The organism is Comamonas sp. Tr-654 (assembly GCF_011752915.1).
In the GTDB taxonomy this organism is placed as follows: domain Bacteria; phylum Pseudomonadota; class Gammaproteobacteria; order Burkholderiales; family Burkholderiaceae_C; genus Comamonas.
In genome coordinates, this window is record NZ_VWWQ01000008.1 from 162,587 (window position 1) to 178,327 (window position 15,741).

General features: G+C 62.9%; 16 protein-coding genes and 1 tRNA gene. 12 read left to right on the plus strand and 5 right to left on the minus strand.

Going from position 1 to position 15,741, the window contains the following annotated elements; genetic code table 11:
• Positions 1–95: 95 nt before the first annotated feature.
• The 3 genes from F3J24_RS22015 to F3J24_RS22025 form a co-directional block, all read right to left on the minus strand.
• On the minus strand, positions 96–677 hold the full coding sequence (locus F3J24_RS22015; protein WP_003056852.1) for a response regulator transcription factor: 582 nt from the start codon (positions 675–677) through the stop codon (positions 96–98).
• Positions 674–2,167 (minus strand): sensor histidine kinase, encoded by a 1,494-nt coding sequence (locus F3J24_RS22020; protein WP_167010691.1) that lies wholly within the window; start codon positions 2,165–2,167, stop codon positions 674–676. The genes F3J24_RS22015 and F3J24_RS22020 overlap by 4 nt, the downstream gene beginning before the upstream one ends.
• 72 nt (positions 2,168–2,239) lie before the next feature.
• Complete coding sequence (locus tag F3J24_RS22025; protein ID WP_167010693.1) at positions 2,240–3,196, minus strand: folate-binding protein YgfZ; 957 nt, start codon at positions 3,194–3,196, stop codon at positions 2,240–2,242.
• 44 nt (positions 3,197–3,240) lie between these two features.
• On the opposite strand from F3J24_RS22025, the gene mltG reads away from it, so the two are divergent.
• The 6 genes from mltG to F3J24_RS22055 all read left to right on the plus strand — a co-directional run bounded on the left by mltG (position 3,241) and on the right by F3J24_RS22055 (position 8,150).
• Positions 3,241–4,233, plus strand: coding sequence for an endolytic transglycosylase MltG (gene mltG / locus F3J24_RS22030; RefSeq protein WP_167010695.1), 993 nt, complete (start codon positions 3,241–3,243; stop codon positions 4,231–4,233).
• Positions 4,234–4,322: 89 nt separating this feature from the next.
• Positions 4,323–5,012 (plus strand): dTMP kinase, encoded by a 690-nt coding sequence (gene tmk / locus F3J24_RS22035; protein ID WP_167010697.1) that lies wholly within the window; start codon positions 4,323–4,325, stop codon positions 5,010–5,012.
• Positions 5,009–6,034 carry a DNA polymerase III subunit delta' gene (gene holB / locus F3J24_RS22040; protein WP_167010699.1) on the plus strand — a complete coding sequence of 342 codons (1,026 nt, stop codon included), beginning with the start codon at positions 5,009–5,011 and terminating at the stop codon, positions 6,032–6,034. Before tmk ends, holB begins: the two co-directional genes overlap by 4 nt.
• Before the next feature lie 122 nt (positions 6,035–6,156).
• Entirely contained in the window at positions 6,157–6,480 is a 324-nt protein-coding gene (locus F3J24_RS22045) for a PilZ domain-containing protein (RefSeq protein ID WP_012837773.1), read from the plus strand.
• A 114-nt stretch (positions 6,481–6,594) separates the two neighbouring features.
• Positions 6,595–7,425 (plus strand): TatD family hydrolase, encoded by an 831-nt coding sequence (locus tag F3J24_RS22050; RefSeq protein WP_167010703.1) that lies wholly within the window; start codon positions 6,595–6,597, stop codon positions 7,423–7,425.
• Complete coding sequence (locus F3J24_RS22055; RefSeq protein WP_167010705.1) at positions 7,422–8,150, plus strand: ankyrin repeat domain-containing protein; 729 nt, start codon at positions 7,422–7,424, stop codon at positions 8,148–8,150. Before F3J24_RS22050 ends, F3J24_RS22055 begins: the two co-directional genes overlap by 4 nt.
• A gap of 111 nt (positions 8,151–8,261) precedes the next feature.
• Here the strand turns inward: F3J24_RS22055 and msbA are convergent, their stop codons facing one another.
• Complete coding sequence (msbA, locus tag F3J24_RS22060) at positions 8,262–10,118, minus strand: lipid A export permease/ATP-binding protein MsbA (protein ID WP_167010707.1); 1,857 nt, start codon at positions 10,116–10,118, stop codon at positions 8,262–8,264.
• 300 nt (positions 10,119–10,418) lie between these two features.
• On the opposite strand from msbA, the gene tolB reads away from it, so the two are divergent.
• The 5 genes from tolB (at position 10,419) to F3J24_RS22085 (ending at position 14,100) form a co-directional block, all read left to right on the plus strand.
• Positions 10,419–11,738: a Tol-Pal system beta propeller repeat protein TolB gene (gene tolB, locus F3J24_RS22065; protein WP_167010709.1), complete on the plus strand. Its 1,320-nt coding sequence runs from the start codon at positions 10,419–10,421 to the stop codon at positions 11,736–11,738.
• Between the two features lie 67 nt (positions 11,739–11,805).
• Positions 11,806–12,333: a peptidoglycan-associated lipoprotein Pal gene (gene pal / locus F3J24_RS22070; RefSeq protein ID WP_034356711.1), complete on the plus strand. Its 528-nt coding sequence runs from the start codon at positions 11,806–11,808 to the stop codon at positions 12,331–12,333.
• Positions 12,333–13,094 (plus strand): tol-pal system protein YbgF, encoded by a 762-nt coding sequence (ybgF, locus tag F3J24_RS22075; RefSeq protein WP_043007525.1) that lies wholly within the window; start codon positions 12,333–12,335, stop codon positions 13,092–13,094. The genes pal and ybgF overlap by 1 nt, the downstream gene beginning before the upstream one ends.
• Positions 13,094–13,918: a ThiF family adenylyltransferase gene (locus F3J24_RS22080; protein WP_167010711.1), complete on the plus strand. Its 825-nt coding sequence runs from the start codon at positions 13,094–13,096 to the stop codon at positions 13,916–13,918. Before ybgF ends, F3J24_RS22080 begins: the two co-directional genes overlap by 1 nt.
• A gap of 106 nt (positions 13,919–14,024) precedes the next feature.
• A tRNA-Lys gene (locus F3J24_RS22085) sits at positions 14,025–14,100 on the plus strand.
• Positions 14,101–14,602: 502 nt separating this feature from the next.
• Here F3J24_RS22085 and F3J24_RS22090 read toward each other — a convergent pair.
• The gene (locus F3J24_RS22090; RefSeq protein WP_003056699.1) at positions 14,603–14,788 is read right to left on the minus strand and encodes a hypothetical protein; all 186 of its coding nucleotides are present in this window, start codon (positions 14,786–14,788) and stop codon (positions 14,603–14,605) included.
• Positions 14,789–15,100: 312 nt separating this feature from the next.
• Between F3J24_RS22090 and F3J24_RS22095 the strand changes: the two genes are divergently transcribed.
• Positions 15,101–15,676: a lipocalin family protein gene (locus F3J24_RS22095; protein ID WP_240154435.1), complete on the plus strand. Its 576-nt coding sequence runs from the start codon at positions 15,101–15,103 to the stop codon at positions 15,674–15,676.
• The last annotated feature ends 65 nt before the right edge of the window (positions 15,677–15,741 follow it).

A 15,741-nucleotide genomic window follows, 5' to 3' on the forward strand; every position in this document is an offset into this window, starting at 1 on the left:
TGAACAAGCGATGACAGAACTGTAAGAAGGGCTGCTTTCGGCGCCCATTCGCAAGGCAACGGATGGCCATCGGTAATCCTACCGAGTCGGGCCCCTCACAAGGCCGCAGTCAGCAGCAGTCTTGTCTGTTCTGCGACCGAGCCAGTACCCAGCTTTTCGGCCAGCCTGGCGCGGTGTGTGTCCACGGTTCGCACCGATATATCGAGCGCCGCTGCGATCTCCTTGCTGCCCAGGCCCTTGGTAATCAGCTCCAGCACTTCGCGCTCGCGCTCGGTCAGGCCGCGCAGGCTTTGGCGGGCCTCGTTGCGCTCGGCCTGCTGGTCCAGCCGTGTTTGCGCCGACTCTATGGCCTGCAGCAGGGTCTGCTCTTCGATGGGCTTGGTCAGAAAGTCGGTGACCCCCGCCTTGAAGGCACGGCGGCAGGCATGCAGATCGCCGTGGCCGGTGATCACGATCGTGGGCCAGTCCACGCCCTGTGCCATGAGCTGCTCGTGCAGCTGCAGGCCCGACATCATGGGCATGCGCAGGTCGGTGATCAGGATGCCGGGCTGGCTGCGATCCAGATGGGCCAGGCAGTCGGCAGGAGATTCAAAGCAGGTCACGGGCAGCTCATAGGTCTGCAGCAGCAGATGCAGAGCGTTGCGCACCGACGGGTCATCATCGATCAGATAAATCATGCAGGCAAATCGGTTCCATTCAGCGGCAGATGCATGACAAAGCGGGCACCATGCGGGCTGGGCACATATTCCAGACGGCCGCCCATGCGCTCCATCAAGGTGGCGCACAGCGGCAGACCCAGTCCCATGCCGTCGGACTTGGTGGTGAAAAACGGCTCGAAGATGCGCTGTGCCGTGGCCGCAGTCATGCCCGGGCCGTTGTCCTGCACCACGAGCAGGGCCTCGCCACCGCTTTGCTCCAGCGTGATGCTGATGGCTGCCTGCGCGTCCTGCGCCTGGCCAAGCGCATCGAGCGCATTGCGCACCAGATTGTGCAGCACCTGCTCCAGCGCCACCGGGTCGGCCCAGGCACTGCAGGGCTGCAGCGGCGCTTGCCACTGAAGCGCCACCTTGGCCTGGCGTGCCGGGCCCTCCAGCAGCAGCAGGGCCTGATCGACGACCTGGACCAGATCCAGTCTCTGCGGCTGGCTTGGGGCATTGCTCACATAGCTGCGCATGCGTTCCAGAATGGCGCCTGCGCGCCTGGCCTCACGCACATTGGCCTGCAGGGCAGTCGCCAGCAGTTCGGTCTTGCCCAGCTCGTGGGCGCGCAATGCGGCCTGGCTCTGGCTGAGCAGGGCGGTGACGGGCTGGGCCAGCTCATGCGCGATGCCCGAGGCCATCTCTCCCATGCCGTTGACGCGCGAGGCATGGGCCAGCTGTGCTTCATTGGCCAGCAGCTGGGCGCGCCGCTGGTGGCGTCTGGCCTGCTGGCGGCTTTGCCAGATCAGGTGAGCCGCGCCGACCAGCATGGCGCTGATGAGTGCACTGATCAGCACCATGCTCCAGCTCACCAGGCTGCGAGGGCGGCTGAGCAGTTGCACCTGCAGAGGCTGGTCATAGTCGGCGAGTGTGAATTCGCCAAATTGGTGGCTTTGCTGCAGCTGCGCGGCTGGCTCCAGCAAGGTATGGCCATGAAGGCGGATGCGCAGCCCGCTGTCATCGGGCAGCACCTTGTCGTCCAGCAAGTGGGAGGAGTCAATGCGAACGCAGAGCCAGCCTTCGGGGTCTGCTATCTTTTTGAGGAACAGATAATGACCCGGGTGCAGGGCATCAGGCAGGCTGGCGCTGGCGCGCGGCGCCAGCGGAGCGGCAGCCTGCGCCACGGCCGGGTCCCGGCAACTGCCGGTGGCGGGCGTGGCCGCAGTGACCAACTGGATTTCCTGGACGCGTGGGTAAATGGTCTGCACCGATTGCGCAATATGCTGCAGGGCCGATGACTCCTTGGCTGCATCCAGCGGTGCCACGGCAGTCAGGGCGGTAAGGTGGGCCTTGTGCTGGGCCACCTTCTCCAGCATCTGGCGTTGCACGGTCTGGGTCAGCTGCAACTGCTCCTGCTCCTGGCGGGCATGAGCCTGCCACCACTGCAGGGCCAGGATCAAGGCGCAGAGCAGTACCCAGGCCAGGGCCAGCAGCCAGCGGTGGCGGTAGTCCGGGGAATAGTTGCTCATGCGCCGAAGTGTAGCGTTGGCCTGGCTGGCAATGCCGGGCCAGCGGCAGTGCAGGCCCGGGGGCGGGGACGCTTAGATATCAGCCAGCAGCTCGTAGGGCAGGGGCAGGATCTGCAGCGCAATGCCCTTGCCCGCATCGGCGCTCTGGCCTTCGGCCAGCGCTGTATGGGCAAACAGATCGTCGCGGGTGGAGGAGGCAATCTGCATGGAGACGATGGCATCCCAGCCGCCTTGCACAGCTGCTGCTGCCTGCACAACGGTGCCGGTTGCCTGCTCCAGGTCTTCGGCGCTGAAGACTTCCTGGCCCACGCTCAGAGCCTGCTCGGCATGCACCAGATAGGCGCGGCGCTTGAGTGTGCCGCGGAACTGGCTGCGGGCCACCACTTCCTGGCCGGGGTAGCAGCCCTTCTTGAAGTTGACGCCGCCCAGGGATTCGTAGTTCAGCATCTGGGGCACGAAGGCATCCACCACCGGAGCCGACAGCGTGGCCACACCGCTCTGGACTTCGGACCATTGCCAGAGGTCTTCGCTCAGCAGCTGTCCTTCGGGGGCCTGGCCCGCAGGGCCGATCCACAGTGCACGCTGGTTGCCTGCAGCAGGGTAGAGCCCCAGCACATGGGCATCGCCTTGCTGGCTCAGAGTCCAGGGTGCGGCTGCCGCACCCGCATACTGCTGGGCGGCCTGGCCGGTCAGTCCGTAAAGAGCAAAGTCGGCGGTCGCATCGCTGAGCTTGCACTGAGCGCGCAGCACAAACATGGACAGGCGCTTGAGCGTGGGAGCCAGCAGGCTGCGGTCACAGATCAGCACGATTTCGTCAGCGCTGCGCCTGAAACCGATGAAGCTGGCCAGCATGCGGCCCTTGGCCGTGCAAAAGGCTGCGAGGCGTGCCTGATCAAACTTGAGCAGTGCGAAATCGTTGCTCAACTGGCCATGGAGAAAGCTGGCAGCGTCGGCGCCAACGGCGCGGATGACACCAAGGTGGGAAATGGGGGTAATGCCGTTCAGGGGCAGCGTCTTGGGCTGGGTCATGGCTGAATTATGATCGTCGCTCTGTGTACTGATGGATCTAGCTTGTGCGTGCCCTTATTCGAGCACTGATATTTTTGCTGCTGCTGGCTGCCCTGGCGGCAGGCGGCGCCTGGTGGTGGCTGAACCAGCCGCTGAAGCTGTCCGAACCCAATCTGGAGCTGGAGATCGAGCCCGGCACCACGCCGCGTGGCGTGGCGCAGAACGTGGTCAAGGCCGGGGTGCAAACCGATGCGCGTTTGCTCTATGCGTGGTTTCGCTTCTCGGGCAAGGACCGCGCCATTAAGGCCGGCAACTACGAACTGAGCACAGGTCTCACACCTTATGTGCTGTTGCAGAAGCTGGCACGAGGCGAGGAAAGCCTGCGTGCGCTGACCCTTGTCGAAGGCTGGAACTGGCGCCAGGTACGTGCTGCTCTGGCGCGTGAGGAATTCCTCAAGCAAGACAGCGCAGGGCTTAGCGACGAAGCCGTGATGACGGCCCTGGGCCGGGTGGGCGTTCCGCCCGAGGGCCGTTTCTTCCCCGATACCTATACCTATGCCAAGGGCAGCTCGGACATGGCAGTGCTGCGCCGTGCGCTGCACGCCATGGATCGCCGTCTGGCCGATGCCTGGGCCATGCGGGCGGCCAATACCCCGCTCAAATCTGCCGACGAAGCCCTGACCCTGGCCAGCATCGTGGAAAAGGAAACCGGCCGCGCTGCAGACCGCGCGCAGATCGCCGGTGTTTTCTCCAACCGCCTGCGCATAGGCATGCGCCTGCAGACCGATCCTTCGGTCATCTATGGCGTGGGTGCCAGCTTTGACGGCAATCTGCGCAAGCGCGATCTGCTGGAGGACACGCCCTGGAACACCTATACCCGTGCAGGCCTGCCCATCACGCCGATCGCCATGCCCGGCAAGGCGGCACTGATGGCGGCCGTGCAGCCCGATCAGACCAAGGCGCTGTACTTCGTGGCCAGGGGCGATGGCACCAGCCATTTCAGCGCCTCGCTGGACGAGCACAATAGGGCCGTCAACCGCTACCAGCGCGGTCAGTAAACAGTCTTTGAGGGTACAAGGCCGTGGCCTGTGCCCTGTGTCGAATCAAACAACTGGTGCTGCCATGCGCTGCACTAGAGGAAATATCAGTGAGTACAGCTTTACCCAAGGGTCTGTTCATCAGTTTTGAGGGCATCGACGGTGCGGGCAAGTCCTCGCATATCGAGGCACTGGCCCAGGCTTTTCGCGATCAGGGCCGAGTGGTCACGCTCACGCGCGAGCCCGGTGGCACACCACTGGCCGAAAAGCTGCGTGCCCTGATGCTGCATGACGCCATGGACCCGCTGACGGAGGCGCTGATCGCCTTCGCGGCCCGGCGCGACCATCTGGTGCAGGTCATAGAGCCGGCGCTGGCGCGCGGCGAGGTGGTCATCAGCGACCGCTTTACCGATGCCACCTTTGCCTACCAGGGCGCGGGCCGTGGCTTCAGCTTGGAGCAGTTGTCGGTTCTGGAGCGCATGGCGCAGACCGGTACTGCGCTGCAGGCAGGGTCATCTCCGGATTTCATGCGTGAACCTGACATGACGCTCTGGTTTGACCTGCCCGCCGAAGTGGCGGCCGAGCGCCTGGCCACGGCCCGTGTTCCCGACCGCTTCGAAGCCCAGCCCGGCGAGTTCTTTGCCCGAGTGGCGCAAGGCTATGCCGATCGTGCCCGCACTGCACCTCAGCGCTTTGTGCGCATCGACGCCAATGCCAGCCGCCATGCCGTGTGGCAGCAGATCACCCAGGCCGTGGTGCGCAAGGGCTGGCTGGCCATCATGGTGGGCAGCAAGCCATGAGTGCATCCGATCTCGAAGCGCCCTGGATCACCGCGCAGCGTGGCCGTTTGCTGGCCCAGCGTGGTCATGCCTGGCTGCTGCAAGGGCCTTCGGGTCTGGGGCAGTACGCACTGGGCCTGTCGCTAGTGCGCGCCTGGCTCTGCGAGCAGCCGTCTGCGCAAGGTGCTTGCGGGCACTGCGCCAGTTGCCATGCCATCGAGGTGCGTGCCCATGCCGATCTGTGCGTGCTCATGCCCGAGGTGCAGATGATGGAGCTGGGCTGGCCGCTGCCGGAAAAGGCACAGGCCGACATCGACGACAAAAAGCGCAAGCCCAGCAAGGAAATCCGCGTGGAAGCCATGCGCGATGCCGTGGAGTTCTGCCAGCGCACCAGCGCGCGCGGACGCGGCAAGGCCGTGCTGGTCTATCCGGCCGAGCAAATGAATGCGATTACCGCCAACGCCCTGCTCAAGACGCTGGAGGAGCCGCCCGGAGACACCCGCTTTGTGCTGGCCAGCGAGGCTGCGCACCAGTTGCTGCCCACCATTCGCAGCCGCTGTCTGACGCACACCATGACCTGGCCCGCCGCGGCCGAGGCCGCGCAGTGGCTGCAGGCGCAAGGCCTGAACGAGCCGGATGCGGCAGCGGCCCTGCAGGCTGCCGGCGGTCGACCCGGCGATGCGCTGCGCATGGCTGCGGACGCGGGCAAGGCCGCTGCCTGGGCGCAGCTGCCAAGGCAGCTGGCCAAGGGGGATGTGGCCGCACTGGCGGCTTTTGCGCCGGTGGATGCCGTGCAGGCGCTGCAGAAAATCTGTCACGACCTGATGGCCCTGGCCGGTGGCGGCGAGCCCCGGTATTTCTCGCCTGCCGATCTGCCGGGCAAGCCGTTGCCCATGGGGCTGCTGGCCGAATGGTCACGCGAGCTGGTGCAGGCGGCGCGCACGGCCGATCACCCCTTCAACGCCGGGCTGATGATGGAGGCTCTGGCCTCCAGGGCACGGGCGGTGCTGATCTCGGGCAAAGCCGCAAGAACCGTGCGCTAGGTCATGAAGCACGGTTTGGTCAAAATATTCCCGGGTGTTAACCTCGCCACTATCGCCGCCAGGTCGCCACAAGAATTCCGCTACCCACTATGAACGCAATTACCACCCCTCGTCCCAGCGTGATGCAGCTGGCGATCAAGGAAAAGGCGGCGCTGTATGCCGCCTATATTCCGTTGTTCGCCGAAGGGGGGATTTTTGTGCCCACGCAGCGTGACTATCGTTTGGGCGATGATGTCTACGTGCTGCTGACCCTGCCTGACGATCCGCAGCGCTATCCGGTCGCGGGCCGGGTTGCCTGGGTGACGCCGGAGCGCGCTTCCGGCAACCGGACCCAGGGCGTGGGCATCCAGTTTCCCAAGGATGCCAAGTCCGCCGAGCTCAAGGCCAAGATCGAGCAGATTCTGGGCACGGCCCTGAGCTCCGAGAAGCCGACCCAGACAATCTGATTTTTAATACTGGCGCGCTCCCACAGCAGGGACGCCGAGCAAGAGCCGTCTCGCAGCGATGGCGTCGTCCCCTGGTGGGAAGCGGCGCAGCCGCTCAGGAGCGGTCCAATTTCTATGTTTACCGATTCCCACTGCCACCTGAATTTCCCCGAGCTGAGCGCCAATATCGCGCAGATCCGCGAGGCCATGGCTGCCGCCAAGGTCACGCGCGCGCTGTGCATCAGCACGACGATGGAAGAGTTTCCCGAGGTGCACCAGCTGGCGCTGGACTACGACAATTTCTGGGCCACCGTGGGCGTGCACCCCGATACCGAGGACATGACCGAGCCCAGCGTGCAGGATCTGGTGGAGCGCGCCGCGCTGCCGCGCGTGGTGGCGATCGGCGAGACCGGGCTCGATTACTACGGCATGGAAGACCGCAAGGGCGGCCGCACGATTGCCGATCTGGAATGGCAGCGCGAGCGTTTTCGCACGCACATCAAGGCCGCGCAGATCACGAAAAAGCCGCTGGTCATCCACACCCGCAGCAGCTCCGACGACACCCTGGGCATTTTGCGCGAGTGCGGCGAGGCCGATTCCGCCACCCAGGCCGGCGGTGTCTTTCACTGTTTCACCGAAACCGCCGAAGTGGCCCGTGCCGGTCTGGACATGGGTTACTACATCTCCCTGTCGGGCATCGTGACCTTCAAGAATGCCCAGCATCTGCGTGACGTGGCGGCCTTCGTGCCGCTGGACCGGCTGTTGATAGAAACCGACAGTCCCTATCTCGCGCCCGTGCCCTACCGCGGCAAGACCAATAATCCTTCCTACGTGCCTTTTGTGGCCAAGCAGATTGCCGAGGTGCGCGGCATTTCCATCGAGGAGGTGGCTGCGGCCACCAGTGCCAACTTTGACCGCCTGTTCAAGGGCGTGACCTTGTCCGTGAACTCTGGAGCGAGTGCATGAGCCTTTTTGCTGCCCCATCGATTGCATCGTCATTGAACCGCCGCCAGAGTCTGCGCTGGGCGGGGGCTGCTGTCGTCGGGGTGGCGGGTCTGCCAGGGCTGGCCCTGGCCAATGACTATGAGGACTATTCGCGGGCGCTGGTCAGCGACAACTCCAGTGCCATGGTGAATCTGATCTTTCGCGGCTTCAACGCCAACACCCTGGATTCGCGCGGGCGACCGGGGCTGGTTGCGGCCCTGCATCAGGACTCGCTCAAGGTCTTTGACGTGCTGCTCAAGGCGCCGCGCATCGATGTCAATCTGGCTTCGCGCCAGAACGAGACGCCGCTGATGATGGCCTGCATCAAGGGCCACCTCGATATCGTGCGTGAGCTGATCAAGCGCGGCGCCGACGTGAATCGAGAGGGCTGGGCGCCGCTGCACTACGCAGCCTCCGCCGATACGCCGCAGACGCTGGACATCATCAAGCTGCTGCTCGAAGAAAGCGCCTATATCGATGCAGCATCGCCGAACGGCAGCACGCCGCTGATGCTGGCCGCCCAGTACAGCAGCGAAGCCGTGGTCAGGCTGCTGCTGCAGGAGGGGGCGGACGTCACGCTGCGCAACCAGCGCAATATGACGGCCGCGGACTTCGCCAGGCTGGTGGACCGGCAGTACATGGTCGATCTACTGGGCAAGGCGCTGCAGCATGAGCGCCGTACCCAGCCTCCGCGCGGGAGCTGGTAGCGGACGGGTTCAGAACCCGACTAGCTATTTTGATAGCTGCTAGCGCCCAATGAAAAAGGACTTCAGGGTCATTTAACTCTGAAGTCCTTTATTTATATGCGGTAGCAGCTCTTAAATTTGAGGCTCGCCAGGGGTTGAGCTGCGCACCTGGTTGTGCAGGCGGGCGTAGAGGCCGCCCAGCTCCATCAGTTGCTCATGCGAGCCTTGCTCGGCAATCTGGCCGCGCTCCATGACGACCACGCGGTCTGCATGCTCGATGGTGGACAGACGGTGGGCAATCACCAGCGTGGTGCGCCCCTGCATCAGTCGGTTCAGTGCCTGCTGTACCAGTCGCTCGGACTCGTTGTCCAGTGCCGAAGTGGCTTCGTCCAGGATCAGAATCGGCGCGTCCTTGTAGAGTGCGCGGGCAATGGCCAGGCGCTGGCGCTGGCCGCCCGAGAACTGGCTGGCATTGTGGCCCACCAGGGTGTGCAGGCCCTGGGGCAGATTGCGCACGAAGTCGCCCAGATTGGCGGCCTCCAGAGCGGACCAGACGCGGGTCTCGTCAATATCCCTGCCCAGTGCCACATTGGCCGCGACGCTGTCGTTGAGCATGACCACGTCCTGGCTGACCATGGCGAACTGCTGGCGCAGCGTGTTCAGGTCCCAGTCGGCCACGGGCACGCCTTCCAGCATGATCTGGCCGCTGGTGGGCGAGAAAAAGCGGGGCAGCAGATTGACCAGCGTGGTCTTGCCGGCACCGGACGGGCCGACCAGGGCCACGACTTCGCCGGCCTTGACATTCAGGCTCAGGTGCGAGAGGGCCGGCGCCTTGTCCGGGCCGAACTGCACGCTCACATCGCTCAGCTGCAGTGCGCCGCTGACCTTAGCGGAGGGCTTGAAACTGCCGCCTTGCTCGTCGGTGGAGCCTTCGAGCAGGGCCAGGCCACGCTCCAGTGCAGCCACGCCGCGCGTGATGGGGTTGGCCACATCGGCCATGCGGCGAATGGGCGCAATCAGCATCAGCATGGCCGAGATGAAGGCGGCAAAGCCGCCCACGGTCACATCCTGTACGCTGGCCGAGCCGATGGCGGCGCCGCCTTCGCGGCTTTGCCACAAGGCGATGCAGAGAATCACCGACAGCGCAATCGCCGCCAGCACCTGGGTTAGCGGCGTCATGGCGGCCGAGGCGATGGTGGCCTTGGTGTTCAGGCCGCGCAGCTGGCGGCTCAGTTCGCCAAAGCGCGACTGCTGCGAAGCCTGAGCGCCATGCAGGCGCACCATGCGGTGGGCCAGCACGTTCTCCTCCACCACATAGGCCAGTTCGTCGGTGGCCGTCTGGCTGGACTTGGTGATGCGGTACAGGCGGCGCGACAGCGTCTTCATGACCCAGGCCACGCCCGGCACCATGAAAGCCACGATTAGCGTGAGCTGCCAGTTCAGATAGATCAGATAGCCGAGCAGGGCAATTAGCGTGAAGCCGTCGCGAGAGATGCTCATCATCGCCTGCACCAACTGCTGGGCACCGGTCTGCACCTCGTAGACGATGGTGTTGGACAGCGCCGATGCCGATTGCCTGGAAAACAGGCTCATGTCGGCGGCCAGCAGGCGCTCGAAGAGTTTCTGGCGCAGACCCAGCATGCCGTCATTGGTGATGCGTGCCAGCGCGTACTGCCCCGTGAACTGGGCCAGGCCGCGAATCACGAACAGGCCGATCAGAAACACGGGCACCGTCCAAAGCGGCAGCGACCCTGCCGTAAAACCGCTGTCAAGCAAGGGCTTGAGCAATGCCGGCATAGCAGGCTCGGTCGCCGCACCCACCAGCGTGGCAAAAATGGCCAGACCCCAGGCCCAGCGCTGGCCCGAGAAATAGGGCGTCAGGCGCTTGAGGCGCTGCATCAGCGGCAGCTCGGATGGATGGGCGGGGACAGCTGGAGCGGGAGCGGCCTTGGCGGTCTCGCTTGACGATGGTGACGGTGTGGCTTGCATAAGCGCGTGATTTTAGGGCTTGTGCTTTTGGAGTCCGCACGGATCTCAATAGATGAAATTCGGGATGAAGTTGTAACCAACTATGCCTGTTTGAATATAAAGCGCAAGCCTGCGGCAGAATTGGTCCGGGGCTTGTCTCTGCACTCATGCAGACTCTGGCATGCTCCCGATCTGAAAATTTTGTGGCACTTGCGTTTGATCACCCTACTGAGCACGTTCTTACATCAGGAATCCGTCAGTGTGTGTAACATTCGCGCTTGTGTTTGTACCGGGCAATTCCGGAAATTTTGATGGCTGCCAATGACTATTGACCGACTTCCATCCCTGACAACCTGGGCGGCAGGGCCGCGCGCTTCCCGTAGAGCCATGCTGGCAACGTTAGCCGCCACGCCGGCCCTTCCGGCACTGGCCCAGTTCAGGGTTGAGGTAACAGGCGTGGGCCTGACACAGCTGCCGATCGCAATCGCCCCGTTCAAGGGGGAAGGTTCGGCCCCGCAGAAGATTTCCGCCATCATCCAGGCCGACCTGGAGCGCAGTGGCCAGTTCCGCGGCGTGGACGCCTCCGGCGTCGCGCTGGATGAGACCTCGCGCCCCGACGTGGCGCAGTGGCGCCAGAAGGGTGCCGATTCGCTGGCAACCGGCAGCATCACTCGCCTGGCCGATGGCCGCTGGGATGTGCGCTTCCGCCTGTGGGATGTGGTCAAGGGCCAGGATCTGGGTGGCCAGGGCTTTGCCGTGACCACCGGCGATCTGCGTCTGGTGGCGCACCGCATTGCCGACTACATCTATGAAAAGCTCACAGGCGAGAAAGGCATTTTCTCCACCCGCATTGCCTATGTGACCAAGGCCGGCGCCCAATACCGCCTGTGGATTGCCGATGCCGACGGCGAGAATGCCCAGTCGGCGCTTTCCAGCCCCGAGCCCATCATTTCCCCCGCCTGGGCGCCCAATGGCACCCAGCTGGCCTATGTGTCCTTCGAGTCACGCAAGCCCGTGGTCTATGTGCACGATGTGGCCAGCGGCCACCGTCGTCTGCTGGCCAATTTCCGCGGCTCCAACAGCGCTCCGGCCTGGTCGCCCGACGGCAGCCGTCTGGCCGTGACGCTGAGCCGCGATGGCGGCTCTCAGCTGTACCTGCTCAGCGCTCAGGGCGGCGAGCCGCGCCGCCTGATGCAAAGCAGCGGCATCGACACCGAGCCCTGCTTCTCCAGCGACGGCCGCACCATCTATTTCGTCAGCGACCGTGGCGGCGCCCCTCAGGTTTACAAGGTCTCGTCCTCGGGCGGCAGTGCTGAGCGCGTGACCTTCAGCGGCACCTACAACATCTCGCCCGCCATCAGCCCCGACGGCAAATGGCTGGCCTATGTCTCCCGCGTGGGCGGTGGCTTCAAGCTCCAGGTCATGGATCTGGCGACCGGCACCGTGAACTCCGTCACGGACACCACGGCGGACGAGAGCCCGAGTTTTGCGCCCAACAGCCGTCTGATTGTCTACGCCACCATCCAGGGCGGCCGCGAAGCACTCATGACCACCACCCTGGACGGCAAGATCAAGGCGCGCCTTGCAGGGCAAGGCGGTGACATACGCGAGCCCGACTGGGGCCCGTTCCAGAAACACTGATCTGAAGTTTACGTTCCCTTTTTCTTTCTAGTGATGAAGTCCGTTGTGGACTGTTCGGAGAAATCTCATGTTGACTATCAAACGTCTTTCTTTGGCTTTGGCTGTGACCGCTCTGGTCGCTGGTTGCAGCTCGGGCGTCAAGCTCGACGACAAGCCTGTTGACGGCTCGCTGTCGAGCCAGGGTGCCGGCGCAAGCGGCCAGGGCCAGAGCGGCGTGTCCGGTGTGGATCTGACCGGTTCGGCCGCCTCCAAGGCCGGCCCTCAGGGCGTCAGCCGCATCGTGTATTTCGACTTTGACAGCTACTCTGTCAAGGCCGATGCACAGCCCCAGATCGAAGCCCATGCCAAGTTCATCAAGGCCAATCCTGCCGCCAAGGTACAGCTGGAAGGCCATACCGACGAGCGCGGCGGCCGTGAATACAACCTGGCCCTGGGTCAGAAGCGTGCCGAAGCCGTGCGTCGCTCCCTGGGTCTGCTGGGTGTCAACGACGCTCAGGTCGAAGCAGTGAGCTACGGCAAGGAAAAGCCCGCTGCCGAAGGCCATAGCGAAGACGCTTACGCCCAGAACCGTCGCGTTGAAATCAACTACCGTTAATGATGAAGCAGGCCTTGTTGACTCTCCGTCACGCAACGCTGCCTCGCCTGGTGGTGGCCGGCCTGTTGGCCGGCTCTGCCATCAGCGCCCATGCAGCCCTGTTTGGTGATGACGAGGCGCGCCGCGCCATCATCGAACTGCGCCAGCGCGTTGACAGCCTGCAGCAATCGCAGGAGCAAACCCGTCGCAGCCTGCTGGATCTGCAGTCGCAGATCGAGTCGCTCAAGTCCGACCAGGCCAAGCTGCGTGGTCAGAACGAGCAGCTGACACGCGACGCTGCCGAGTTGCAGCGTGGTCAGAAAGATCTGGCCAAGGGCTTTGACGAGCGTCTGCGCCAGTTCGAACCTGTCAGCGTGACCGTGGACGGTGTGGAATTCACTGCCGATCGCAACGAGCAACAGGACTTCGAGCAGGCTCTGGGCATGTTCCGTTCGGGCAAGTTCCCCGAGGCCGGTCAGGCCTTTGCCGCCTTTCTGCGCCAATGGCCCAAGAGCGGCTATACGCCGTCGGTGCGCTTCTGGCTGGGCAACTCGCAGTACGCCACGCGCGACTACAAGAACGCCATCGCCAATTTCCGCTCGGTCATGACCACGGCTCCCATGCATGCCCGCTCGCCCGAGGCGGCCTTGTCCATCGCCAACTGCCAGGTGGAACTCAAGGACACCAAGGCGGCGCGCAAGACCCTGGAAGAGCTGCTGCAGGCCTATCCGAACTCGGAAGCCGCAGGGATTGCCAAGTCTAAGCTGGCGACGCTCAAGTAATGGCCGGATATTCACAGCCTCAAGCGGAAACAGCGCCCCCATCCGGCGCTGTTTTTTCTATGGACCAAGCAGATGTGCAGCGCCGCTTTGGCGGTTTGGAGCGCCTCTACGGCGTGCCGGGGGCGGCCCGGATTCGTGCCGCCCATGTGGTGGTGGTCGGTGTCGGCGGAGTTGGTTCGTGGACGGCCGAGGCCCTGGCACGCAGCGGTGTGAGCCGCCTGACCCTGATCGATATGGACCATGTGGCAGAGTCCAATATCAATCGCCAGATCCATGCGCTGACCAGCACGGTGGGGCAGGCCAAGATCGAAGCCATGCGTGATCGCATCGCCGAGATCAATCCCGCTTGCGTGGTCAATTGCATTGACGAGTTTGTCGACCCGGACAACTGGCTGCAACTCTTGCCTGCCGATGCCGATGCGGTGATCGATGCCTGCGATCAGATCAAGGCCAAGGCCGAAATGGCTGCGCATGCGCGCAAGACCAGGCAGTGCTTCATCTCCGTCGGCGCTGCGGGCGGAAAGCGCATGGCCCATCTGGTGGATATTGCCGACCTCAGTGCAACAACGCATGATCCGCTTCTGTCGCAGCTGCGGTACCGGCTGCGCAAGCAGCATGGCGCTCCAAAAGATGGCAAGCGCATGGGCGTGACCTGCGTCTTCAGCCGGGAGGCGGTAGCTCCTCCTGATGCGTCTTGCTCCATCGAGGGCGGTGATGGTAGCCTCAACTGCCATGGCTACGGCTCGGTCGTGGCCGTGACGGCAACCTTTGGTCAGTGCGCTGCTGGCTGGGTGCTCGATCAGTTGGCCAGGCAGTCGAACTAACCGCGAACGGATCCAACTAATTCGTGAATTCGCCAGCGAGCCGAAAAAATAGATTACAATAACGTTATTCCACTGATTAGGCAACTACTGCTTTTGAAGTGTGGCAGGGTCTTTAGCTCAGTCGGTAGAGCAGCGGACTTTTAATCCGTTGGTCGCGAGTTCGAATCTCGCAGGACCCACCAGAATACAAAAACCGCTACAGCTATTAAAGCTGTAGCGGTTTTTCTGTTTTATTCGCGCGATGCGAGCATCGGTCATTTCAAAAAGCTGCGTTGAAGGGCCTTGCTTGCGCATGGATAAGTGCAGTTGTTGCTATGCGGGCCCGCTGCAACTCGACCTGCGCTTCTGCGCTTTTTGCTCCCTTGCGTATCGGCTGCCACCGAGCATGAAATGCGAGCCGGCTGGCGATGAATGAGTACATAAAGAGAGGGCTCGGTGCGCAGACATGGAAAGCCTCGGCAGAAGATCAAAGCCTGATACGGCATGCTGCGTGCTCTGCCTAGGTTCAGAGCGCCGCCGGTTTTCTGTCGAAATCGCCGAAGGCGCCGTCGCTTTGGATTGTTGACGTGTGAACGCAGGTCGGCATGATGTCTGCCCGCATCGCCATATATTCATCTCAAGAAGCTGAACCCGCGCGGATCAGCAACAACAGGGTTTGTGCCGCAGTGCGGGCTGGATCTGCTGCTACGGGGTTTTGCTTCTTCCGCGGTAGTTCAGGTCGGTGGCCGAGTAGTTCTCGCGCTTGCGCCAGTCCATCTGAATCGGGCCGGCATGGTTGGCAGGATAGGTGATGCGCTCTTTTTCGCGATTGAGTTCCCACTGCTTTGCATCCACGATGTGATGGACGGTGGACTCTTTGGATTTACTCATGGGGCAGGCGGCCTTCAATCAAGTTGCTGAACCAATGGACGACGGTACAACTGCCGCGATGGCGCGTCCAGTGAATTCGCAGGGTGGCCTATGGATCGCTTGAATTGCGTTGGAATCACGACTACATCAAGTATTTTTAGGGTAGTTGTGGATAGTTGCAGCAATAGACATATGTTCGCCTGTGCGTCTTTGGGGGCGACGTGGCGGCGGCCTTTGCTTGCCCAACAAAGCCGTCCCCAGTTGTCTTGCACCCTGGCTTTCCAGAACGATAAAAGCCCGCTTTGCAGGGCGGGCGGGAGCATGGATGGTTGAATGGGGCTTTCAACTTCAGGAACAACCATGTGTTTTTCGAGAAGTTCACTGATTCGTTGTGCTGCTTTGACGGCGGTTGCGGCGGGAGTTGCCGCTGCGTTCTGGGGTTGCGCTGTCTCGGTCCCTCAAGGTCTGGAGCCTGTGAGTGGCTTTGATGTTGAGCGCTATACGGGCACCTGGTACGAGCTTGCGCGGATAGAGCACCGTTTTGAAAAAGGACTCAGCCAAGTCTGCGCACAATACAGTCTCAACGAAGATGGCACCGTGACCGTCATCAACCGAGGCTATGACCCGGCGAAGCAGGAATGGCGGCGGGTTCAGGGCAGGGCGCGCTTTCTGGGTGACCCTGATGTGGCAGCGCTCAAGGTTTCCTTCTTTGGCCCTTTTTATGGCGGCTACAACGTTGTGAGTCTGGATCACGAGTATCAGACGGCTCTGGTGATAGGCGACAGCCTGGATTATTTCTGGCTGCTGTCACGCAGCAAGACCATTCCCGAGCAGCAATTCAGGCGCTTGCTCGAAAAGGCCCACTCACTTGGGGTCGACCTGAGCCGCGTGCAGGTGGTCGCTCAGTAGCGCTCTTATGCGCAAAGACATCTGCGAACCAGCAGAGCGCTCAGAAAGTTCTCTCATGGACGGGC